General features: G+C 74.3%; 18 protein-coding genes and 1 pseudogene. 14 read left to right on the forward strand and 5 right to left on the reverse strand.

Translation table 11 applies throughout. From position 1 onward, the window contains the following. Positions 1–39 precede the first annotated feature (39 nt). Positions 40–1,683 (reverse strand): acyl-CoA dehydrogenase family protein, encoded by a 1,644-nt coding sequence (locus ACH4FH_RS06960; RefSeq protein ID WP_398554689.1) that lies wholly within the window; start codon positions 1,681–1,683, stop codon positions 40–42. A gap of 18 nt (positions 1,684–1,701) precedes the next feature. Between ACH4FH_RS06960 and ACH4FH_RS06965 the strand changes: the two genes are divergently transcribed. Together ACH4FH_RS06965 and ACH4FH_RS06970 are read left to right on the forward strand one after the other, a co-directional pair. Beyond that, on the forward strand, positions 1,702–2,913 hold the full coding sequence (locus ACH4FH_RS06965) for a YihY/virulence factor BrkB family protein (protein ID WP_398554690.1): 1,212 nt from the start codon (positions 1,702–1,704) through the stop codon (positions 2,911–2,913). Positions 2,914–3,094: 181 nt separating this feature from the next. Continuing rightward, entirely contained in the window at positions 3,095–4,459 is a 1,365-nt protein-coding gene (locus tag ACH4FH_RS06970; RefSeq protein WP_398554691.1) for an MFS transporter, read from the forward strand. Positions 4,460–4,868: 409 nt separating this feature from the next. Here the strand turns inward: ACH4FH_RS06970 and ACH4FH_RS06975 are convergent, their stop codons facing one another. Beyond that, positions 4,869–6,557, reverse strand: a complete 1,689-nt coding sequence (locus ACH4FH_RS06975) for an IclR family transcriptional regulator C-terminal domain-containing protein (RefSeq protein ID WP_398554692.1) — start codon at positions 6,555–6,557, stop codon at positions 4,869–4,871. Positions 6,558–6,856: 299 nt separating this feature from the next. Here ACH4FH_RS06975 and ACH4FH_RS06980 point away from each other — a divergent pair. The 8 genes and pseudogenes from ACH4FH_RS06980 to ACH4FH_RS07015 form a co-directional block, all read left to right on the forward strand. Continuing rightward, positions 6,857–7,657 (forward strand): annotated as a pseudogene (locus ACH4FH_RS06980) (CoA transferase subunit A); the annotation flags it as partial. Positions 7,658–7,786: 129 nt separating this feature from the next. Next, complete coding sequence (locus ACH4FH_RS06985) at positions 7,787–8,563, forward strand: CoA-transferase subunit beta (RefSeq protein WP_398554794.1); 777 nt, start codon at positions 7,787–7,789, stop codon at positions 8,561–8,563. Next, on the forward strand, positions 8,563–9,780 hold the full coding sequence (locus tag ACH4FH_RS06990; RefSeq protein ID WP_398554693.1) for a thiolase family protein: 1,218 nt from the start codon (positions 8,563–8,565) through the stop codon (positions 9,778–9,780). Before ACH4FH_RS06985 ends, ACH4FH_RS06990 begins: the two co-directional genes overlap by 1 nt. A gap of 271 nt (positions 9,781–10,051) precedes the next feature. Next, entirely contained in the window at positions 10,052–10,792 is a 741-nt protein-coding gene (gene pcaH, locus ACH4FH_RS06995; RefSeq protein ID WP_398554795.1) for a protocatechuate 3,4-dioxygenase subunit beta, read from the forward strand. Beyond that, positions 10,792–11,427, forward strand: a complete 636-nt coding sequence (gene pcaG / locus ACH4FH_RS07000) for a protocatechuate 3,4-dioxygenase subunit alpha (protein ID WP_398554694.1) — start codon at positions 10,792–10,794, stop codon at positions 11,425–11,427. The genes pcaH and pcaG overlap by 1 nt, the downstream gene beginning before the upstream one ends. Positions 11,428–11,566: 139 nt before the next feature. Further along, complete coding sequence (gene pcaB / locus ACH4FH_RS07005) at positions 11,567–12,898, forward strand: 3-carboxy-cis,cis-muconate cycloisomerase (protein WP_398554796.1); 1,332 nt, start codon at positions 11,567–11,569, stop codon at positions 12,896–12,898. After that, a complete protein-coding gene (gene pcaD, locus ACH4FH_RS07010; protein ID WP_398554695.1) occupies positions 12,895–14,196 on the forward strand; it encodes a 3-oxoadipate enol-lactonase in 1,302 nt (433 codons plus the stop codon). The genes pcaB and pcaD overlap by 4 nt, the downstream gene beginning before the upstream one ends. Further along, a complete protein-coding gene (locus ACH4FH_RS07015; RefSeq protein WP_398554696.1) occupies positions 14,196–15,380 on the forward strand; it encodes a 4-hydroxybenzoate 3-monooxygenase in 1,185 nt (394 codons plus the stop codon). The genes pcaD and ACH4FH_RS07015 overlap by 1 nt, the downstream gene beginning before the upstream one ends. 31 nt (positions 15,381–15,411) lie before the next feature. Here the strand turns inward: ACH4FH_RS07015 and ACH4FH_RS07020 are convergent, their stop codons facing one another. Next, positions 15,412–16,428: a PP2C family protein-serine/threonine phosphatase gene (locus ACH4FH_RS07020; protein ID WP_398554797.1), complete on the reverse strand. Its 1,017-nt coding sequence runs from the start codon at positions 16,426–16,428 to the stop codon at positions 15,412–15,414. A 299-nt stretch (positions 16,429–16,727) separates the two neighbouring features. Here ACH4FH_RS07020 and ACH4FH_RS07025 point away from each other — a divergent pair, with 299 nt between their 5' ends. From ACH4FH_RS07025 to ACH4FH_RS07040, 4 genes are all read left to right on the forward strand, one after another. Further along, on the forward strand, positions 16,728–17,831 hold the full coding sequence (locus tag ACH4FH_RS07025) for an NAD-dependent epimerase/dehydratase family protein (RefSeq protein WP_398554697.1): 1,104 nt from the start codon (positions 16,728–16,730) through the stop codon (positions 17,829–17,831). Between the two features lie 123 nt (positions 17,832–17,954). Continuing rightward, on the forward strand, positions 17,955–18,686 hold the full coding sequence (locus tag ACH4FH_RS07030; protein WP_398554698.1) for a glycosyltransferase family 2 protein: 732 nt from the start codon (positions 17,955–17,957) through the stop codon (positions 18,684–18,686). Continuing rightward, positions 18,683–19,342 carry a DUF2064 domain-containing protein gene (locus ACH4FH_RS07035; protein ID WP_398554699.1) on the forward strand — a complete coding sequence of 220 codons (660 nt, stop codon included), beginning with the start codon at positions 18,683–18,685 and terminating at the stop codon, positions 19,340–19,342. The genes ACH4FH_RS07030 and ACH4FH_RS07035 overlap by 4 nt, the downstream gene beginning before the upstream one ends. Beyond that, positions 19,339–20,166, forward strand: coding sequence for a methyltransferase domain-containing protein (locus ACH4FH_RS07040; RefSeq protein WP_398554700.1), 828 nt, complete (start codon positions 19,339–19,341; stop codon positions 20,164–20,166). The genes ACH4FH_RS07035 and ACH4FH_RS07040 overlap by 4 nt, the downstream gene beginning before the upstream one ends. On the opposite strand, the gene ACH4FH_RS07045 is transcribed toward ACH4FH_RS07040, so the two are convergent. Together ACH4FH_RS07045 and ACH4FH_RS07050 are read right to left on the reverse strand one after the other, a co-directional pair. After that, the gene (locus tag ACH4FH_RS07045; protein WP_398554701.1) at positions 20,097–20,669 is read right to left on the reverse strand and encodes a hypothetical protein; all 573 of its coding nucleotides are present in this window, start codon (positions 20,667–20,669) and stop codon (positions 20,097–20,099) included. The genes ACH4FH_RS07040 and ACH4FH_RS07045 overlap by 70 nt on opposite strands. After that, complete coding sequence (locus ACH4FH_RS07050; protein ID WP_398554702.1) at positions 20,669–21,916, reverse strand: molybdopterin-dependent oxidoreductase; 1,248 nt, start codon at positions 21,914–21,916, stop codon at positions 20,669–20,671. The genes ACH4FH_RS07045 and ACH4FH_RS07050 overlap by 1 nt, the downstream gene beginning before the upstream one ends. Positions 21,917–22,091 lie beyond the last annotated feature (175 nt).

The raw sequence follows: 22,091 nt of genomic DNA on the forward strand, positions 1-22,091 counted from the left end.
GCCGCCGCTCCGGTGCCCACCCGCGGCGCGCCGTCGCGGTCAGTCGTCGGCGACCGGCCGGGCCCGCTCCACGATCGCCGCGAGATCCAGGGTGTGCGGCAGCGTCCCGAACGCGGCTCCCGCGTCACCGCCGAGCCGGGACGCGCAGAACGCGTCGGCGACCTCGTCCGGCGCGAAGCGCACCAGCAAGGAGCCCTGGAGCACCGTCGCCATCCGCTCCACCACCCGCCGGGCCCGCGCCTCGATCCCTTCCAGGTCGGCCAGTTCGGTCAGCAGTCCCTTGATCGCGCGGTCCAGCCGGTGGTCCGCGCCCCGGGCCGCGCCGATCTCCGTGAGGAAGGCGTTCAGCGCGGCGGGCTCGCGCTGCAACGCCCGCAGGGCGTCCAGGGCCTGGACGTTCCCCGAGCCCTCCCAGATCGAGTTCAGCGGCGCCTCGCGCAGCAGCCGCGGCATCCCCGACTCCTCGACGTAGCCGTTGCCGCCCAGGCACTCCAGCGCCTCGGCCGCCAGCGGCGCGCACCGCTTGGTCACCCAGTACTTGGCGGCCGGCACGGCGAGCCGCAGAAAGTTGCGGTCCTGCTCACTGCCGCTGTCGTACGCGGCCGCCAGCCGGAGTGCGAGCGTCGTCGCCGCCTCCGACTCCAGCGCCAGGTCCGCCAGCACATTGCGCATCAGCGGCTTGTCGATCAGGGGGCCGCCGAATGCCTCCCGGTGCGTGGTGTGGTGCACCGCCTGGGCGACCGCCTGCCGCATCACCGCGGCCGCCCCGGTGACACAGTCCAGCCGGGTCGCGGCGACCATCTCGATGATCGTCGCCACCCCGCGCCCTTCCTCGCCGACCCGGCGCGCCCAGCTCCGCCCGTCGAACTCGATCTCGGCGGAGGCGTTCGAGCGGTTGCCGAGTTTGTCCTTGAGCCGCTGGATCCGGAAGGAGTTACGGGTGCCGTCCGGCAGCACCCGGGGCAGCAGGAAGCAGGTGAGTCCTCCCGGTGCCTGGGCGAGCACCAGGAAGATGTCCGACATCGGCGCGGAGCAGAACCACTTGTGCCCGGTCAGGACGTACTCACCGGGCGCCGCGAGTGGCTCGGCGCGGGTGGTGTTGGCCCGTACGTCGCTGCCGCCCTGCTTCTCCGTCATCGCCATCCCGGCCAGCACCCCCGCCTTGTCGGAGGGCGGGCGCAGCTCCTGCTCGTACACCCGAGAGGTCAGCCGCGGCTCCCACTCGGCCGCCAGCTCGGGGTCGGTGCGCAGGGCCGGCACCGCCGCGTGGGTCATCGACACCGGGCAGCCGTGACCCGCTTCGGCCTGCGACCACACCAGGAAACCCGCGGTACGCCGGACGTGGCCGTCCGGCCGGGCCCACGCGGCGGTGAGACCCGTGGTGACGGCGTGGCCCAGCAGCCGGTGCCACGCCGGATGGAACTCCACCTCGTCGATGCGGTGGCCGTAGCGGTCGTGGGTGTGCAGGACAGGGGGATGGGAGTTCGCCTGCTCGCCCCACTGCTGCGCGTGCGCGGAGCCGGCGGCCTGCCCGAGACTGCGCAATTCCCCCCGCACCTCACCGAGGCGGGCGTCGGCGACATACCGGGCGACGCCCTCGGTGAGGGCCTTGTCGGACGTGAAGACGTCATATCCGACCAGCGGCGGGGGCTGGTTGGTGACCGTGTGAGTGGTGGCTGCCATGGCAGCTACGGTAAGGAGGTGCAGCCGGCAAACGAACCAACCGAGCGGCCCGCGGGGCGTTTGACCAGGGCCCGAGTCCTCTACCGCAACGTCTCCAAGCGGCGGCTGGCCTGGTTGCTGCTCAAGGACACCGTCAACTCCTGCATGCAGTACCGCGTCACTGGCCTGGCCGCCGAGGCCGCGTTCTTCTGCCTGCTGTCGCTGCCGCCGCTGCTGCTCGGACTCATCGGCCTGCTGGGCTACATGGAGCCGTGGATCGGCCACGACACCATCGACACCATCCGGCAGAACATCCTCGGCGCCTCGGCCACCGTGCTGTCCGACAAGGGCGTGGAGGAGATCGCCAGGCCGCTGCTGGACGATGTCTTCACCGGCCGCCGACCGGACGTCATCTCCCTCGGCTTCGCCATCGCCCTGTGGTCCGGCTCCCGGGCGCTGAACGTCTTCGTCGACACCATCACGATCATGTACGGCCTGGACGGGCGGCGCGGCATCGTCAGGACCCGCCTGCTCGCCTTCGTGCTCTACCTCGCGGCGCTCGTCGTCGGCGCGATCGCGCTGCCGCTGATGGTCGCCGGTCCCGACACGGCCGTCAGCTGGATGCCGGCCAGTGAGGACGTCATCCGGGCGCTGTACTGGCCGGTGGTGCTGCTCCTCTCGGTCGCCTTCCTGACCACGCTCTATCACGTGTCGGTGCCGGTCCGTTCGCCCTGGCCGGAGGACATTCCGGGCGCGGTGGCCGCGCTCGGCATGTGGGTGCTCGGCAGCTTCCTGCTCCGGATCTACCTCACCGAGACGGTCGAGGGGCCGACGGTCTACGGATCGCTGGCCGCGCCGGTGGCCGTCCTGCTGTGGATCGGGGTCTCCGCCTTCGCGGTGCTGGTCGGGGCCGCGATGAACGCCGCCCTGGACCGGGTCTGGCCGTCCGTGGCCACGGCCGCCGGGCGTGCGGAGAAGGAGCGCCGGGTGCGTGAGCAGGCGGCGAAGCGGGCCGCGGCGGACGCGGAGTCGGCGGGGGAGCCCGGCGTGGGGGAGTGGGGCGCGGGGCTGGCCGGGGCTCACGAGAAGGACGCGGGGTGTGGGCACGGCGGCGCAGGCGCCTGCGGGGCCGGCGGTGAGGCCGGCGGTGGGGCCGAGCCGCCAGCCGAATTCCCCGAGCGCCGGGCGCAGTTCCTCCCGCCGGGCGATGTGCGCTCCCGGCTGTACCCGCAGCGCAGGCATGACGGCTGAGTCGAGCTGAGTCCGGCGGCCGGGAGGCGGGTCGCCGGGTAACGGCGTGCGCGAGCCATTGACAGCCCCGGGACTCGGGCAGATGATCCTTGCCACCATCACGCGAACGAAAGTTCACCACGCGAACATCTCGCGGAGTCATCCGCGCTCTCCGCCGGGTCATTGCGAATCCGAGGTCCCCATGCCCCACACCGGTCACCCACCGCCCACCGGCACCGCGGCCGCCTCCGGCCGCCGTCACACCTTCCGCTCCGTCGCGCCCGTCCTGGCGCTGTGCTGGCTCGCCGTCTTCTTCGACGGCATGGACGTCAACGTCTACGGCGCCGTCATGCCGCACATGCTCGACGACCCGGGGCTCGGCCTCACCCCCGGCGCGGCCGGCACGATCGGCAGCTGGACCACCTTCGGCATGCTGATCGGTGCCCTCGGCACCGGCACCGTGACCGACTGGCTCGGCCGCCGCCCGGTGCTGGTCGCCAGCGTGCTGCTGTTCTCCGGCGGGTCCGCGGTCTGTGCTCTGGCCGGCTCGCCCGGCCTCTTCGGCGCCGGGCGGTTCGTCGCCGGGCTCGGCCTCGGCGGCCTGATGCCGATCTGCCTGTCCATGGTGATGGAGTTCGCGCCGCCGCGCCGGGCCGCGCTGGCCACCGGCCTGCTGATGACCTCGTACCACGCGGGTGGCATGTTCGCGACGGGCCTGGGGCTGACGCTCGCCCCCGCCCTCGGCTGGCGCTGGGTGTTCTGGGCCGGGGTGCTGCCCGCGGTCGTGGCCGCGCCGCTCCTGCTGAGGTCGCTGCCCGAATCCCCCGGCGTGCTGCTCGCCAAGGGCCGTACCGCCGAGGCCGAAGCCGTCGCCGACCGCTACGGCATGGCCCGGCCCGTACCCGCCGACGCCCCCGGCCAGGGGGCGAAGGGCCGGCTGGACGCGGTCCGCGCGCTCTTCCGCCCCGGAGCCCGCTGGGCGACGCCGCTGCTGTGGCTCGCCTCCTTCTGCGGCCTGCTGCTGGTGTACGGAGTGAGTACCTGGCTTCCGCAGATGATGCGCGCCTCCGGCTACGGCCTGACGTCCTCGGTGAGCTTCCTGCTCATCATCAACGCGGGCGGCATCGTCGGGATGCTCGTCGCCGGCCGCACCGCGGACCGCTTCGGCCCCGTCAAGGTCTCCGCCCTCTGGTTCCTGCTCACCGCCGCCGGCGCGCTGCTCCTGGGCGCGCGACTGCCGCTCGGCCTCACCTACGTGGTCGTGGCGATCACCGGTGTCTGGCTCTTCAGCGCGCAGGTGATGGTGTACGCGGCGGCCAACCGCGTCTATCCGGCCGCCGAACGGGCCACCGGAATCGGCTGGGTGACCGGCATCGGCCGCACCGGCGCGGTGGTCGGCCCCTGGCTCGGCGGGACGCTGGCCGCCCAGGGCAACGACCAACTGGGCTTCACCGCCTTCGCGTTGGCGGGGCTGCTCGGCGCTCTCGCCATCGGTCTGGTGCCACTCGCGCGACGCATCGGACGCACGACGCCCGCGGTACCCACGGCCGTCGGCACCGAGCCCTGAGGCGCCACACGGCACGTAGGGGTGCCACGCCGGATGCCCTCCGTGGGGCCCAACAAGGGGCGGCCGGCCGGGTGCGCGGGTGTGAGCCCCACGGGCACGGCCCGCTGCCGTGGCTGCGACCGCGACCGCGAGATGTCTCACGCGGAGTGGACCGTAGCCGGGGCATCCGTCCCCACCTGACGGGCCCCTGGGCGCCGGCGCCTTGCGGGCCGCCGCCCCGGCCGACCGAGCCCGCGTGCGTCGTCGGCCCCACTCCCTGGGGCCGCTGGTCGGCCGATCGGCTCCGCGTGGTCCTGGTGCGAGCCAGACGGGTGGGCCTCCGGGTGGGCTGTCGTCGCCAGGCGCGCGGACGGCGGCCCGCACCATCTACGAGCCGCCGAGGGGTCCCCCCGGCGCGCCACGGATCGGCTCAGTGGGTCGGGATGCGGGCGTAGCGGCCGGCGATGCGCAGGTCGGCCTCGATGTCGGCGGCGGCTTCGCGCAGGGCGGGCAGGAGGGACTCGCGGGCCTCGTCGGCCGGGCAACGGCCCGCGTGGGTCGAGACGTTGACGGCGGCGACGACCCGGCCGGTACGGTCGTGCACGGGGACGGCGATCGAGCGCAGCCCTTCCTCCAGCTCCTGGTCCACCAGGGCGTATCCCTCGTCGCGTACCCGTTCCAGGAGGGCGATGAGCCGCTCGGGTGCGGTGACGGTGTGCCGGGTGAGGGGCTTGAGGTCGGTGAGGGCGAGTCGTGCGGACAGCTCCTCCGATGACAGGCCGGCGAGCAGGACCCGGCCCATCGACGTCGGGTACGCGGGGAAGCGGGTGCCCAGGGTGATGTTGACGCTCATGATGCGGACGGTGGGCACCCGGGCCACGTACTGGATGTCCTCGCCGGACAGGATCGCCATCGAGGCGGAGTCGTGCACCCGCTCGACCAGCGAGGCCAGATGGGGCTGTGCGATGTCGGGCAGGGTCAGCCCGGAGAGGTGCGCGAAACCCAGCTCCAGCACCTTCGGTGTCGGGCGGAAGAGCTTGCCGTCGGTGGCGATGTAGCCGAGGTGCTCCAGGGTGATCAGGGCGCGGCGGGCGGTGGCGCGGGCCAGGCCGGTGGCCTCCGCCACGGCGGTGAGCGTGAGCTCGGCCCGGCCCGTGCCGAACGCGGTGAGGGTGATCAGCCCGCGCGCCATCGATTCGACGAACTCCGGCCCCAACTCCTGCTTGGACGCCTGCATCCAGGCCGCGGGGGCCGGTCCCGGCGGGTCGCCGGCGTCCCGGCCCGCGGTGGCGGGCGCGCTCAGGGCGTACTCCATCGCGGCCACCGTCTCCCGCAGCCGCGGCAGTACGGCGTCCCGCAGCTCCCGCGCGCTCAGCCGGCTGGTGTGGCTGACCGCGCTCAGCGCGCAGACCGTGCGTCCCGACGGGTCGCGGACCGGCACGGCCACCGCGACCAGGCCCGGCTCGATCAGCTGGTCGTCCAGGGACCAGCCGGCGTTGCGGGCGGCGGCTACCCGGTCCTCGAAGTCGGTTCCCGGGTCCGCCCCCGTCGGCCGGCCGTCACCGCGCCGCGGCACGGCGGGGAAGTGGGCGTCCGTCGGGTCGGCGGCGCGGCGCGAGCGCCAGCGCTCCCAGTCCCGCGCCGTCCACCGGTCCGCGAACAGCGCACCGGGCGCGCCCCGTTCTGCGGGCAGGAGATCGCCGATGCGGAAGGCGAGGGACATCGCGCGGCGGCGGGTCGCCTGATGCACGAAGCGCACCCCGTCGCCGTCCGGTACCGCGAGCGAGACGGACTCGTCGAGCTCGTCCGCCAGCCGGTCGGCGAGCGGCCCGAGCCGGTCGGGCAGCTCGGAGGCGGCGAGATAGGCGTTGCCGAGCTCCAGCAGGCGCGGCGCGAGCACCGCGTCACGGCCCTCGGTCCGTACGTAACCGAGACGGTCGAGGGTGCTCAGCACGCGGTCCACGGTGGATCGCGCGAGGCCGGTGTCGCGGACGAGGTCCCCCACGGACCTGCGGCCGCCTGCGGTCGCCAGCTCCCGCAGGACGGCCAGGCTGCGCATCAGCGGGCCGACCGCCTCCGGCGGCGGTGACTGCGGGGCGAGGGGGGCGGGGTGGGTCATCAGCTCTCCACTGGTGCGGCGATCTGGTCGGAACCGTACCCGGCGGACCGTTGACAGAGCCGGGGCCGGGGTTCAAACTCAGGGCAGCTCAATTATGAACTTAAGTTCACTACGCGAACAAGCGCGATGAAGAAGTGCAGTGAGCGAGCGCAGTGAACAAGCACCACGAGCAAGCACCACGAGCAAGCACCACGAGCAAGAGCGACGCGATCAAGAGCGCAGCGCGACCCGCGCACCCGAGCACTTCATCAAGGGGCGGTCCTCCGGACCGTGTGCCCGTACGACCCGAGGGCGAGGACATGGCCGAAATCCGTTCCCTGCACGACGCCGTCAAGGAACTGATCCACGACGGAGACACCGTGGCGCTGGAGGGGTTCACCCACCTCATCCCGTTCGCCGCGGCGCACGAGATCATCCGGCAGGGCATCACGGGACTCACGCTCGCCCGGATGACCCCGGACGTGGTCTACGACCAGCTGATCGGCGCGGGGGTGGCGCGCAAGCTGGTCTTCTCCTGGGGCGGCAATCCGGGCGTCGGCTCGCTGCACCGCTTCCGCGACGCCGTCGAGAACGGCCGGCCCGCCCCGCTGGAGATCGACGAGCACAGCCACGCCGGGATGGCCAACCGCTATGCCGCGGGCGCCTCGAAGCTGCCGTTCGCGGTGCTGCGCGGCTACCGCGGCAGCGACATCCCCGGCCGCACGTCCACGGTCTCCACCGTCACCTGCCCCTTCACCGGTGAGAAGCTCGCCGCCGTTGCCGCGCTCAATCCCGACGTCACCGTCATCCACGCCCAGCAGGCCGACCGCGCCGGCAACGTCCAGCTATGGGGCCTGGCAGGCGTGCAGAAGGAGGCGGCGCTCGCCGCGCGACGCGTCCTGGTCACCGTCGAGGAGATCGTCGACACCCTCGAACCCCGCCCCGGCGGCATCGTCCTGCCCTCCTGGGTGGTCGACGCGGTCGCCCTCGTCCCCGGTGGCGCCCACCCCTCCTACGCGGCCGGCTACTCCGTCCGGGACAACGCCTTCTACCAGGCATGGGACGGCATCTCCCGGGACCGCGAGGCGTTCGGGTGCTGGGTCGAGGAGAGCGTCCTGGGCCGGTCCGAAGAGGGCGTTCCCGCCCCGGCCCCCGACAGCGCGGCGCCGGCCCCCGTCGCGAGCGCCGTTCCGGCCGCGGCCTGCGCCGATGCCGTGTCCGCCGCTCCCGACTGCACCCGCGACGAGCTGATGGAGGTCAACGCCGCCCGCGCGCTGGCCGGCGCGCGCACCTGCTTCGTCGGCATCGGCCTGCCCAGCACGGCCGCCAACCTCGCCCGGCGCACCGTCAACCCGGACCTGGTCCTGGTCTACGAGTCGGGCACCATCGGCTCCAAGCCGACGCAGCTGCCGCTGTCCATCGGTGACGGTGAACTCGCCGACACCGCCGACTCGGTGGTGTCCGTGCCGGAGATGTTCAACTACTGGCTCCAGGGTGGCCGGATCGACGTCGGCTTCCTCGGCGCCGCCCAGGTCGACCGGTTCGCCAACATCAACACCACCGTCGTCGACCGCGGCCCCGACAAGCCCGAGGGACGGCTGCCCGGCGCGGGCGGCGCCCCCGAGATCGCCGCCAACTGCGGCCAGGTGCTGATGGTGCTCCGGCACAGCCGGCGCAACTTCGTCGGCAAGCTCGACTTCGTCACCACCCTCGGCCACGGCACCGGCCCGCACGACCGCGCCGCACTCGGGCTGCCCGGCGCCGGTCCCACCGCGGTCATCACCGACCTCGGCGTGCTGCGCCCCGACCCGGACACCGCCGAACTCGTCCTCACCGAACTGCACCCGGGGGTGACGGTCGAGCAGGTCCGCGAGGCAACCGGCTGGGAGCTGAAGGAAGCCGCGCGGCTCGGCGTCACCGCTCCGCCCACCGACGCCGAACTCGCCGCGCTGCGCGCCCTGAAGGCCGCCGAGCCCGCCCCGGCCGGTACGCGGACCGCCGCACGCACCCCCCGGAAGGAAGCCTGATGATCACCGACCGCCCCCGGGACGTCTACGTCGTCGACGCCGTCCGCACCCCCGTCGGCAAGTACGGCGGCGCACTGTCCGGCGTCCGCCCCGACGACCTCGCCGCACACGTCGTCAAGGCACTCGTGGACCGGGCCCCGGGCCTGGACCCGGCCCGCATCGACGACGTCCACCTCGGCAACGCCAACGGCGCGGGCGAGGAGAACCGCGACGTGGCGCGGATGGCCGTGCTGCTCGCGGGGCTTCCCGTGAGCGTGCCCGGCGTCACCGTCAACCGCCTCTGCGGCTCCGGCATGGAGGCCCTCATCCAGGCGGCCCGGTCGGTGGCACTCGGCGACGCCTCCGTGGCCATCGCCGGCGGGGTGGAGTCGATGAGCCGCGCCCCGTGGGTGCTGCCCAAGCCCGAACGCGCCTTCCCCGCAGGCTCGCAGACCCTGCACTCCACCACCCTGGGCTGGCGGCTGACCAACCCGCGGATGTCCGACGAGTGGACCGTCTCCCTCGGTGAGGGCGCCGAGCTGATCGCCGACCGCCACGGCATCACCCGCGCCCAGCAGGACGCCTACGCCCTGGCCAGCCACGAGAAGGCGGCGCGGGCATGGAAGGACGGCGCCTTCGACGCCGAGGTCGTGCCCTACGGCGACGGGACCGCCGCCGGTGGCGAGCCGGTCGCGGTCCGCGACGAGTGCGTCCGCGAGGACACCTCCCTCCAAGCACTCGGCAAGCTGCGGCCCGCCTTCCGCAAGGACGCGGGCACCGTCACCGCGGGCAACTCCTCGCCGCTGAACGACGGCGCGGCCGCGCTGCTGCTGATGGACGAGCAGGGCCTGCGCGAGTCGGGCTGCGAACCGCTCGCCCGGATCCGCAGCAGCGCCGTCACCGGCATCGAGCCGCAGTACTTCGGACTGGGCCCGGTGGCCGCCGCCGAACGGGCGCTGGAGAAGGCCGGCCGCGGCTTCGGCGACCTGCGCACCGTCGAGCTGAACGAGGCGTTCGCCGCCCAGGCGCTGGGCTGTCTCGCCGGCTGGCCCGACCTCGACCCGTCCCTCGTCAACCCGCACGGCGGCGCCATCGCCATCGGGCACCCGCTGGGAGCCTCCGGCGCCAGGATCGCCGGCGCCGTCGCCCACCGGCTGGCGGCCGCGGGCTCCGGTACGGGCCTGGCGACGCTGTGCATCGGCGTCGGGCAAGGTCTCGCCGTGGTGCTGGAGAGGTAGCCGTGGGCCGTCGGGCCAGGAGAGCTTCAACGCACTTCCGTAGAGCTTGAGTTGAAGCCTCCGGACTCTCCGCAGGCCCTTCGCCCCGCCCGCCACACGTCTTCGCTCCCACCCCCTGCCACCGCATGAAGAGGCACTCATGACCCCACCCACACCACTCGGCGACGTCACCGCCCCGGCGGCCGGCCCCACCGCCGACACCGCCCGCCGCGCGCCGCAGCCCTCGCCCACGCCGGCAACGCCCCCTACCCAGGCCGACATCAGCCGCGAGATGGCCGCGCTGGAAGCCGCAGCGGCGCAGGACCGGGCCGCGGGCCTCACCGCGTCCCCCCACCCCGCACGGGGCTACACCCCCTACCGCAGCAGCATCGCGCGCCACCCCCGGCAGCCGCTGGTCGAGATCGACGGCCTGGCCGACCCCGAGGCGGTGGAACTCTCCGGCCCCGCCTTCGGCGTCACCGACATCACCGACCTCGACGCCGACCTGACCCGGCAGCACCACGGAGAGCCCCTCGGCGAACGCATCACCGTCTCCGGCCGCATCCTGGACCGCGGCGGCCGTCCCGTCCGCGGCCAGCTCGTCGAGATCTGGCAGGCCAACGCCGCCGGCCGCTACGCCCACCAGCGCGACCAGCACCCCGCGCCCCTCGACCCCCACTTCACGGGCGCCGGACGCTGTCTGACCGACGATCAGGGCCGCTACGAGTTCACCACCGTCAAGCCCGGCGCCTACCCGTGGCGCAACCACGACAACGCCTGGCGCCCGGCCCACATCCACTTCTCGCTCTTCGGCTCGGCCTTCACCCAGCGGCTGATCACCCAGATGTACTTCCCTGGTGACCCGCTCTTCCCGTACGACCCGATCCTCTCCTCCGTCACCGACCCCGCCGCGCGGGCACGGCTGGTGGCCGCCTACGACCACGAACGCACCCGCCCCGAATGGTCCCTCGGCTACCACTGGGACATCGTCCTGGACGGACCGTCCGCCACCTGGATCGAGGAAGGCCGCTGATGACCGGCACCACCGACCGCGCCGAGCGGGCGGCCCCGCTCGCCGTCACCCCCTCCCAGACCGTCGGGCCTTTCTACGGCTACGCCCTGCCGTTCCCCGGCGGCGACCACATGGCACCCACCGGCCACCCCGACACGATCACCGTCCACGGAACCGTCCTCGACGGCACCGGGGCGACCGTTCCCGACGCCCTGCTGGAGTTCTGGCAGGCCGGCCCCGACGGCAGCCTGACCGGCGCCCCCGGCTCGCTGCGCCGCGACCCGGTCACCGGCGCGGTCCTCGGCCGCAACGGCGTGGACTTCACCGGCTTCGGCCGCGTCCCCACCGACGCCGACGGTCGCTACGCCGTGCGCACCCTGCCCGCGACCGCCCCCGCGGGCACACCGGACGCCGCGCCGTACCTCGCGGTGTGCGTCTTCGCGCGCGGCCTGCTGCACCACCTCTTCACCCGCGTCTACTTCCCCCGGAACGAGACGGCCAACGCCGCCGATCCACTGCTGTCGTCGCTGCCGGCACACCGGGCACGGACGCTCCTGGCCAGGCCCGACGGCCCCGCCCGCTACCGTTTCGACGTCCGTCTGCAGGCAGCCGAGGACGGCAGCACCGAGGAGACGGTCTTCCTTGCCTTCCGATGACACCCGGCGGCCCGCGACGCCGCCGGCCACCGACACACCCCAAGCCCCCCACGCCACCGCCGACCTGGGACTGCTCACCCCGTCCTGGGCCGGCTCCGCGGTGGCCGACGCGACCGGCGACGCCGCGTACCTGCGTGCCATGCTCGACGCGGAGGCCGCGCTGACCCGCGCCCAGGCCGCGCTCGGGCTCGCACCGAAGGCAGCGGCCGCCGCCGTCACCGCGGCCGCCACCGCCCCGTTCGACGCCGGTGACCTGGCGCTACGGGCCCGCTCCGCGGGCAACCCGGTGGTCCCGCTCGTCGCCGACCTGACGGCCGCCGTAGCGGACCGCGACCTGCAGGCCGCCGCCTACGTCCACCGGGGCGCCACCAGCCAGGACATCCTGGACACCGCCACCATGCTGGTCTGCGCACGCGCCCTGGACACCGTGCTGGCGGACCTCGCCCACACCGCGGCCGCCCTGCGCCGTACGGCCGCCGCGCACCGAGAGACACCGATGCCCGGCCGCACCCTCACCCAGCACGCGGTACCGACCACCTTCGGCCTGAAGGCCGCGGGCTGGCGCGCCCTCGTCCTCGACGCCCACGACCGGCTCACCGCCGTACGGGCCGCCCTGCCCGCACAACTGGGCGGCGCCGCCGGCACCCTCGCGGCCTTCCACGCCTTCGCGGAGGCCGACGGCGTCGAGGCCCACCGCACCGAGGCGGACGGCGCTCCCGACCTCGGCGGCCGACTGCTCGCCGCGTACGCCGCCGAGACCGGGCTCACCGAACCGGCCCTGCCCTGGCACACCTTGCGCACCCCGGTCGCCGACCTCGCCGGCGCGCTCGCCTTCGCCGCCGGCGCGCTCGGCAAGATGGCAGCCGACGTCCTGACCCTCTCGCGCACCGAGATCGGCGAGGTCGCCGAGGGCAGCGGCGGCGGCTCCTCCGCCATGCCGCACAAGGCCAACCCGGTGCGCGCCACGCTGATCGCGGCCGCCGCCCGCCAAGTTCCGGCCCAGGCCGCGGTCCTGTACGGCGCCCTCGCCGCCGAGGACGAACGCCCGGCCGGCGCCTGGCACGCCGAATGGCAGCCGCTGCGCGAGGCCCTGCGGCTGGTCGGCGGCGCGGCCCGCGACGCGGCCGAACTGACCGCCGGCCTGCGCGTCTTCCCGGGCCGTATGCGCCAGAATCTCGCCGCGACCGGCGGCCTGATCACCACCGAACGCCTCGCCGCGGCCCTCACCGCCCTGACCGGCCGCGGCGAGGCCCGCCGCATCCTCGACGCGGCGGCCCGGCGCACCGCCGAGGACGGCGTCGACCTGTACGACGCGCTGCGCGCGGCCCTCGCCGACCACCCCGCCGCCGCGGCCCTCCCCGAGGAGCGGCTACGCCGGCTCCTCGACCCCACCGACTACCCGGGCTCCGCGGCCCGGCTCGTCGACCGCGCGCTGGCACGCCCCGAGAGCGACCCGCAGGAGCCCGCATGACGCACCGCCCGACGCCCGCACCTGCGGACACCACCGACGCACCGCGACTCGTGCACCACCAGGTGGACGGCCCCGCCGACGCGCCGCTCCTCATCCTCGGCCCGTCACTGGGCACCTCCATGAACCTCTGGGAGCCCCAACTCCCGGAACTGGCACGGCAGTACCGCATCGTGCGCTGGGACCTGCCGGGACACGGCGGCACCCCCACCGACGCGCTGACGCCGACGGACGGCCCGACGCCCGAGACCCCCACCGCCACCGTCGCCGCCCTCGCCCGCCTGGTCCTCGACCTCGCCGACTCGCTCGGCGCCGACCGCTTCGCGTACGCGGGTGTCTCCCTCGGCGGCGCCGTCGGCGCATGGCTCGCGGCACACCACCCCGGCCGGGTCGACTCGCTCGCCATGGTCTGCTCCTCCGCCCGGTTCGGCGAGCCCGCCGCCTGGCGCGAACGGGCCGCGCTGGTCCGCGAGAAGGGCCTCGGACCGGTCGCCGCGGCCACCGCCGCCCGCTGGTTCACCCCGGCCTTCGCCGACTCCGCACCGGCGCGGGAGATGGTCCGGGCACTGCGCGACACCGTGGACCCGGCGGGCTACGCGGCCTGCTGCGACGCCCTCGCCGCCTACGACCTGCGCGCCGACCTGGCCCGCATCACCGCCCCCACGCTCGTCGTCGCAGGCCGCCAGGACCCGGCGACGCCGCCGGCGCACGCCCGCGAACTCACCGACCACATCCCCGGCGCGAGCCTCGTCGAGCTGCCCGGCGCGTCCCACCTCGCGAGCGTCGAGCGGCCCGCACCGGTGCTCGCCGCGCTCCTCGGGCACCTCGCGGAACACCCGGCGCACCGTGCCGGGCCCGTCCCGGCGGACCGGGCGGCGGCCGGCGACGACCGCTCCCGGCACGCCGCCGGCATGGCCGTGCGCCGCGCCGTCCTCGGCGACGCCCATGTGGACCGCTCGATCGCCCGGACCAGCGCCCTCACCGCGGTCTTCCAGGACTTCATCACCCGCTACGCCTGGGGCGAGATCTGGACCCGGCCCGGCCTCTCCCGCCGGACCCGCAGCTGCATCACCCTCACCGCGCTGGTGGCCCGCGGCCACCACGACGAACTGTCGATGCACCTGCGGGCGGCGCTGCGCAACGGCCTGACGCCCCAGGAGATCCAGGAAGTGCTCCTGCAGTCGGCCATCTACTGCGGCGTCCCCGCCGCCAACACCGCCTTCGCACTCGCCGACCGGGTCGTCGACGAGTACCTCACCGAGCACACCCCGCACCCGGGCACGGCAGAAACGGACAGCTGATGCACCCGAGCCACACCAAGGTCGGCATCGTAGGCGGCGGCCCCTCCGGCCTGCTGCTCGCCCGACTGCTGCACCGATCCGGTGTCGACTGCGTCGTCCTGGAGAACCGCGACCGCGCCTACGTCGAGCAGCGGCAGCGCGCGGGCATCCTCGAACAGGGCACCGTCGACGTCCTGCGCGAGTGCGGGGCCGGCGCACGGATGGGCCGCGAAGGACTCGTCCACGACGGCATCGAACTGCGCTACGACCGGCGCGCCCACCGCCTGGACTTCCCGGCGCTGACCGGCGGCCGCCGGGTGACGGTCTACGCCCAGACCGAGGTCGTCAAGGACCTGATAGCCCTGCAACTCGACGCGGGCGCACCCCTGCTGTTCGGGGCGCAGGTCCTCGACGTGACCGGCGCGGACACCGAACGGCCGGTCATCCGCTACACCCACCAAGGCCGCGAACAGACCCTCACCTGCGACTATGTCGTCGGCTGCGACGGTTTCCACGGCGTCACCCGGCACGCCGTCCCGGAGACCGAGCGCCGCACATATGAGCGCGCCTACCCCTACTCCTGGCTCGGCGTGCTCGCCGATGTGCCGCCCTCCTGCGACGAGTTGATCTACGCGCACTCCCCGCGGGGCTTCGCGCTGTTCAGCATGCGCACACCGACCGTCAGCCGCCTCTACCTCCAAGTCCCCAACGGCACCGATCCGGCCGACTGGCCCGACGACCGGATCTGGGACGAACTCCAGGCCCGCGCAGCGCTCGACACGCCCTGGAAACTCGAGCGCGGCCCGCTCACCGCCAAGGCCGTCCTGCCGATGCGCAGCGCGGTCACCGAACCGATGCGCTACGGGCGGGTCCTGCTGGCCGGGGACGCCGCGCACATCGTGCCGCCCACCGGCGCCAAGGGCCTCAACCTCGCCGTCGCCGACGTCACGGTGCTGGCCCGCGCCCTGGCCCAGGTCCACGACACCGGCTCGACGGAACTGCTCGACGCCTACTCCGACACCTGCCTGCGCCGGGTCTGGCGCGCCGAGCACTTCTCGTACTTCATGACGACGACCCTGCACACCGCGGCGGACCAGAGCCCGTTCGACACCCGACTGCAGCTCTCCCAGCTCGACCGCATCGCCACCTCCCCGCACGCCGCCGCCGAACTCGCCGAGAACTACACGGGGCTGCCGCTGGTGTGAGGGCACGGCGCGCCGGCCGCCACCGGGACGGTCACTGCTCCTCCTCGCAGGCGGTCCGGTAGCGGACCAGCAGCATCGCGGCGTCGTCGTGCAGCGGGCCGTCGGCATGCTCGACCAGATCCTCGCGGACCGCGCGCAGCGCGGCCTCCGGGTCGGGGTCCTTGAGCAGGCCGGCGCGCTCGTCCAACGGGTAGAACCGCCCCGCCCCGTCGCGTGCCTCGGTGACTCCGTCGGTGTAGAAGAGCATCTGGTCGCCCGGCGCGAACGGCACCTCGTGCGGGACGGGCGCCTGCGAGACGTACGGGGTGAGGCCCAGCGGCAGGGCGCGGTCGGGCGGGGGCGCGAAGCCGACCTCGCCGGTGGGCCGCACGATCAGCGGCGCCGGATGGCCGAAGTTCAGCAGCGTCGCGTTCGGTCCTTCGCCGATCTCGGCGAGCACGGCCGTCACGAACCGCTCGCCGGACAGATGCCGGTTCAGCGCCCGCTCCACCCGCTCGCCGACGGCCGGCAGGTCCGGCTCGTCGTGCGCGGCCTCGCGGAAGGCACCCAGCACCACCGCCGCGCTCTCCACCGCCTCAAGCCCCTTGCCCTGCACGTCCCCCACGATGATCCGTACCCCGGCGGGCGAGGTCACCACTTCGTAGAGGTCGCCGCCGATCCTGGCCTCGGCCACCGCCGAGGTGTACGACACGGCGATGCGCAACGGGCCCGCCCCGAGCGGCACCGGCCGCAGCAGGACCCGCTGGGCCACCTCGGCGATCGAGCGGACACTCGCCAACTCCTCCTCGCGGCGCTGGCGCATCACCGCGGCCACCACACCGGCCCCGGTGACGCCGGCCACCGACAGCAGCGCGGGCAGCCCGCGCCGGCCCTCGAACAGGCTGTTGTAAAACCCCAGGCCGAGGCAGAGCACACACGCGGTCAGCCCGGCGAGGGCCGTGCGGCGCCAGCCGCCGACCAGCCCGGCGAACGCGGGTCCCAGGGAGACCAGGGGCAGGAAGCCGACCCCCGGACCCGCGGTGAGTTCGACCGCGCTGACCACGGCCATGACGGTGTAGGGGAGCGCGGACAGGACACGGGAGCCGGTGCGCGGCTCCCCGTTCTCCACGGCCAAGGTGTACTCCGACGGTGTCGCGAGAGGGAACGGGGACAGGGGGGACATGGGGGCCGTCGGCCGCCGGTCTGCCCGAAACCGGCCCCCGACCTGAGCATATGCAACATATGCCGACCCGAATTACCTCGAATGCGCCGCTGTTACCGAATCGCAGCGGGCCGGGATCTTACGGACCCATGACACGGTGGCCGCCACGCCGGTCGGCCCGCCGCGCCGCGCTTAGCGTGACCGGTATGCGTGTACTGGTCACCGGCGGCGCCGGCTTCATCGGATCGCAGGTCGTCGAGGCGCTCCTGGCGCGCGGGCACGAACCCGTCGTCCTCGACGCGCTGCTGCCCTCGGCCCATGCCGAGCCCCCGCCCCCGCACCCCGAGGTACGGCGCATCGTCGCCGACGTCCGGGACCGCGCTGCCGTCGACGAGGCCCTGCGCGGCGTGCGGGCGGTCAGCCACCAGGCGGCGATGGTGGGCCTGGGCAAGGACTTCGCGGACGCGCCCGACTACGTCGGCTGCAACGACCTGGGCACCGCCGTCCTCCTGGCCGCGATGGCCGCGGCCGGGGTCAGCACCCTGGTGCTCGCCGGGTCGATGGTGGTCTACGGCGAGGGCCGCTACGCCTGCCCCCACCACGGCGTGGTGCGGCCCGGCCCGCGGGCGGAGGCCGACCTGGCCGCCGGACGCTTCGAGCCGCACTGCCCCGCCTGCGGCACCGCACTGCGCCCGGAGCCGGTGAGGGAGGACGCGCCGACCGACCCGCGCAACGTCTACGCCGCGACCAAGCTCACCCAGGAGCATCTGGCCGCCTCCTGGGCGCGCGCCACCGGCGGCCGGGCCGTCGCGCTGCGCTACCACAACGTCTACGGCCCCGGCATGCCGCGCGACACCCCGTACGCGGGCGTGGCGTCGTTCTTCCGCTCCGCGCTGGCGCGGGGCCGGGCGCCGGTGGTCTACGAGGACGGCGGCCAGCGGCGGGACTTCGTCCACGTCCGCGACATCGCGGCCGCCAACGCGGTGGCGCTGGAAGCCGCCGCCGACCGCGAGGCGGGGACCCTCACCGCGTACAACACGGGGAGCGGAGTGCCGCACACCGTGGGGGAGATGGCGCGGGCGCTGGCCGAGGCGTGCGGCGGCCCGGAGCCGGTGGTGACGGGGGAGTACCGGCTGGGCGACGTCCGGCACATCACGGCGTCGTCGCGGCGGATCGCCGACGAACTGGGCTGGCGGGCGCGGGTGGACTTCGCGTCGGGCATGCAGGAGTTCGCGCGTGACGGCATGCGGCCCGGGGCGGCCACGCGGGGCGGGGCAGCCCTGCGGGCCGGGGCGGCGGAGGGGCCCTGAGGGGGCCTGTCGACTCCCGGCCCTGCGGCCGCCCCGGCGAAGGCGTCGTCCGACGGCCCCCTCCGGTATCTCTCCCGTCCCCTCAATCCATCCCTTGGCCCCTCCCGATGCGCAGGTGAACGCATGACCTTCTCCCCTCCCGGCCCCCCTCCCGGGAAGTCTCTCCCCGCTCCGGTGGACGTCGTACTGCCCTGCCTGGACGAGGCCGCCGCACTGCCCTGGGTGCTGGCACGCATCCCGGCCGGCTGGCGGGCGATCGTCGTGGACAACGGCTCCACCGACGGCTCGGCCGACCTCGCCCGCGAACTGGGCGCCACCGTCGTCCACGAACCACGCCGCGGCTTCGGCGCCGCCTGCCATACCGGGCTGTTGGCCGCGGAAGCGGACATCGTCTGCTTCTGCGACTGCGACGCCTCCCTCGACCCCGCACTGCTCACCCCCTTCGTCCGCGCCGTACGCGACGGCGACAGCGACCTGGTGCTGGGCCGAAGACGCCCCCAGGGACGCGGCACCTGGCCGCCGCACGCCCGGCTCGGCAACATCGCCCTCGCCCGGATGCTGCGCAACCGCACCGGCCTTCGGTTGCACGACCTCGGCCCGTTGCGGGCCGCCCGGCGCACCGCGCTGCTCGACCTCGACCTCACCGACCGGCGCAGCGGCTACCCGCTCCAAATGGTCGTCCGCGCCGCCGACGCCGGCTGGCGCGTCGAGGAACGAGACGTCCCCTACCGGCCGCGCACCGGCCGCTCGAAGGTCACCGGCACCTGGCGCGGCACCTGGCACGCCGTACGCGACATGCGATCCGTCCTGCACCAACCGCCCCTGACGGCCCGTACGGAGGGATCCGCCCGATGACCGACCCCACCGGCTGTCCGGGACCGACAACGGTCCTGGTCATCGCCAAGGAACCGCTGCCCGGCCGGGTCAAGACCCGCCTCACACCGCCCTACACCCCGCACGAGGCCGCCGAACTGGCCGAGGCCGCACTGCACGACACCCTCCAAGCGGTCCGCGCCATGCCCGCCCGGCGCCGCGTCGTGGTCCTCGACGGCCGACCCGGCAACTGGCTGCCGCCCGGCTTCGAGATCCGGCCGCAGAGCACGGGCGGCCTCGACGAACGCCTGGCCGCGGCGTTCGCCGGCAGCCAGGGACCGACACTGCTGATCGGCATGGACACCCCCCAGGTCACCGCCCAACTCCTCGCCCCCGCCCTGCACACAGACGCCTGGCAGGAATGCGACGCCTGGCTGGGACCGGCCGAGGACGGCGGCTTCTGGGCACTGGGCCTGGCCGTCCCCGACCCGCGGCTGCTGCGAGGCGTACCGATGTCCACCCACCGCACCGGCGCCGCCCAGCGCGCCCGCCTGACCGCCGCCGGACTCCGGATCCGGGAGCTGCCCCCGCTGCGGGACGTCGACACCGCCGCCGACGCCGAAGAAGTCGCCGCGTCCGCCCCGCACGGGCGGTTCGCCACGGCCCTCGCCCGGCTGACCCCGGTCCCCGAACGATGAGCACCAGCACCCCCGTCAGCCGGGACGACACCGCGCCTTGGGGCGCCGACCCCTACACCGACGCGCTGCGCAGCGGCCACGGCCCGCTCTTCCTGCGCCGCACCGACGGCTGGCTGCTGCCCCTGGAAGTGGAGCGCTGGTGTGCCGGGGCGGACGCCGCGGACCTGTCCGCACTGCGCCGCTGCGAGGGGCCGGTCCTCGACATCGGCTGCGGCCCCGGCCGGCTGGTCGCCGCGCTGCTCGCACAGGGCCACCGGGCCCTCGGCATCGACGTCAGCGAGGCCGCCGTCGCCCGAACGTCGGCGACCGGTGGCGCCGCTCTGCGCCGCTCGGTCTTCGAATCCCTCCCGGATGAGGGGAGTTGGGGAACCGCGCTGCTGCTCGACGGCAACATCGGTATCGGCGGCGACCCCCGCGCCCTCCTCGCCCGGATAGCCGAACTCCTCGGCCGACGGGGCCTGCTCCTCGTGGAGACCACCCCCGCGGACATCGACGAACGGGTCCAGGTCCGGGTCGACGACCTGCACGGCCCGCACCGCCGACAAAGCGGCCGCCACCCCTGGTTTCCCTGGGCGCGCGTCGGCACCCCCGCGCTGCTGCGCCATGCCGCGGCCACGGGCTGGACACCCACCGACCGGTGGACCGTTCCCGAGCAGCAACCCGCCACCGGCCAGGGGCGCCGCCACCCGGAAGGGGCCGTCCCCGGGCAGAGCACCTTCCCCGGGCCGGAATCGGGTTCGGGGCCGGGACCGGATCAGCCTCCGGCGGCCGGGCGCTGCTTCGTCGCCCTGCGCCGCCGCGCCGAACCCCTCAGCCGCGGCTGAACCGTGCGCCACAGCAGCAACAGGGCGGACAGCGCGAACAGCGCGGCGGTGATGAGGAGCCAACGGGGCAGGAAGACCTCACCGGGCAGGCCGGTGGACGCCTCGTAGTGCGCCGCCGCGCCACTCCCGGCAGAGCCCGCGATCAACGGCAGCCACACCAGCAACAACAGTGCGGACAAGGCCGCCGGAACACGGACGTACGCGGTCCACGCGCGGTGCCGTCCCGCCCCCGCCGTGACCCCGGCCACCGCGCGGTCCGCGAGCGCATACAGCGGGAGCAGCACCAGGTCGTGCACCAACGCCGCCCCGACGAACCACACCACCACCAACGGCCACTGCGCACCGGACAGCAGCCGCACCCCCGCATAGCCGGTGAGCGCGAACGAGCCGAGCATCAGCACCAGATGCAGCGGGCCTTCCCCATACCAACGGCGCCGCCGCACCGGCCTACCGCCCGCACCGTTCCTGCGCTTCTTGTCCTCCCGCCGGTTCCGCCCGTTCATCACAGCTCCCCGAACGTCATACGGGCCACCCACTTGGTGTTGAGCACCCCCGGCGCCGCCGGCACGATGACCCGCGCCGGGTAACCGTGATTCCGGGACAGCTCCGCGCCGTTCACCCGCAACGCGAGCAGCGACCGCCCGTCCGCCACCTGGTTCCCCCGCAGTGCGGCCCGCCGGAACGCGCCGTGCAACTGGAGCGACTCCACCAGGACGTCCGGCGGCTGCTCCCCGGCCCCCACCAGCGCCGCGAGATCACGCAGCCGGACGCCGCTCCACCGCTGGTCGTCCGTCGACCAGCCCTCCACGCAGGCGATCGGCAGCGCCGCCTCGTACTGCGGTAGCGCCAGCAGGTCGGCGCGGCTGAGCAGTACCCTGCGCTCTCCGCTCACCACGGTCAGCCGCCAGACGTCACCGGTGTCCCGCGCGTGGATCCCCAGGAACGCCGCCGTCTTGTTGATCTGGAAGCCGTTGGGACCCCTCCCGGGGTCGGGGCCCCCGTGCGGCGCCAGCAGCGCCGTGCGGCGCCACGCCCCGCCGATGCTCTGCCCCGCCGTCGTCCCCAGCAGCAGCAACGAGCCGGCGCCCACCAGCCCCAGCGCACCCCGACGCGAGACGGTCGGCGCCGCCGGCCGGACCGCAACCAACCCGGTGTCGTCCTCCGCCGCCGCGGGGTCGGCACGCTCACGCAACGCCTGTACGACGCGAGGCATCCGCAGCACCACGTGCGCGACGAACGCCCCGATGAACACCCACGCGCCGTAGAAGTGCAGCGGATAGAACGACCCGGGAAAGAGGTACTCCAGCTGAATGTTGAGCAGCCCGGTCACGAACTCGAACAGCGCCCCGCCCACCAGCAGAAGCAACGACACCCGCTCCAGCGCATGGCCCACGGACCGGGCGGGCGGCATCCTGAAGAGCTTCGGGATCACCGACCAGAGCTTCGCCAGCAGGACGGGCACCAGCGCGACCCCCACCGTGACATGCAGCCCCTGGGTGACCCGGTAGAGCCAATGCGGGTCGGTCGGCCAGTCGAAGAGGAAGAACCCCAGCACACCCTTGGCCGGCGTCTTGTCATTGACGCCGGCCAGATCCGGGTTGTACGCCGCGTACGAGAGCAGGCCGGTCACGAACAGCAGAGTGATGCCGCCCAGCAGCACCACGCCGAGCAACGCCGTCAGCCGGGGCCCGCGCAGCGGACTGCGCCAGAACGACGGCGACGTGGGGGAAGGAAAAGGATGAGCACCCATGTGTGTCCTCGGCGTCTCACGCGACGACGGTCCGCCGCCTGCCCCGACGGTATGCCGCCACCGGGGCGCCACCGCCGGTGCGACGCGTGACGAAAGTCTGACGTCCCCCGAAGATCTGACGGATCGATGACACCGGCACCGCGAATCGGCAGAACGCCACCGGCCACGCCCTAGC

Source organism: Streptomyces sp. NPDC017993, assembly GCF_044328065.1.
Taxonomy (GTDB): Bacteria; Actinomycetota; Actinomycetes; order Streptomycetales; family Streptomycetaceae; genus Streptomyces.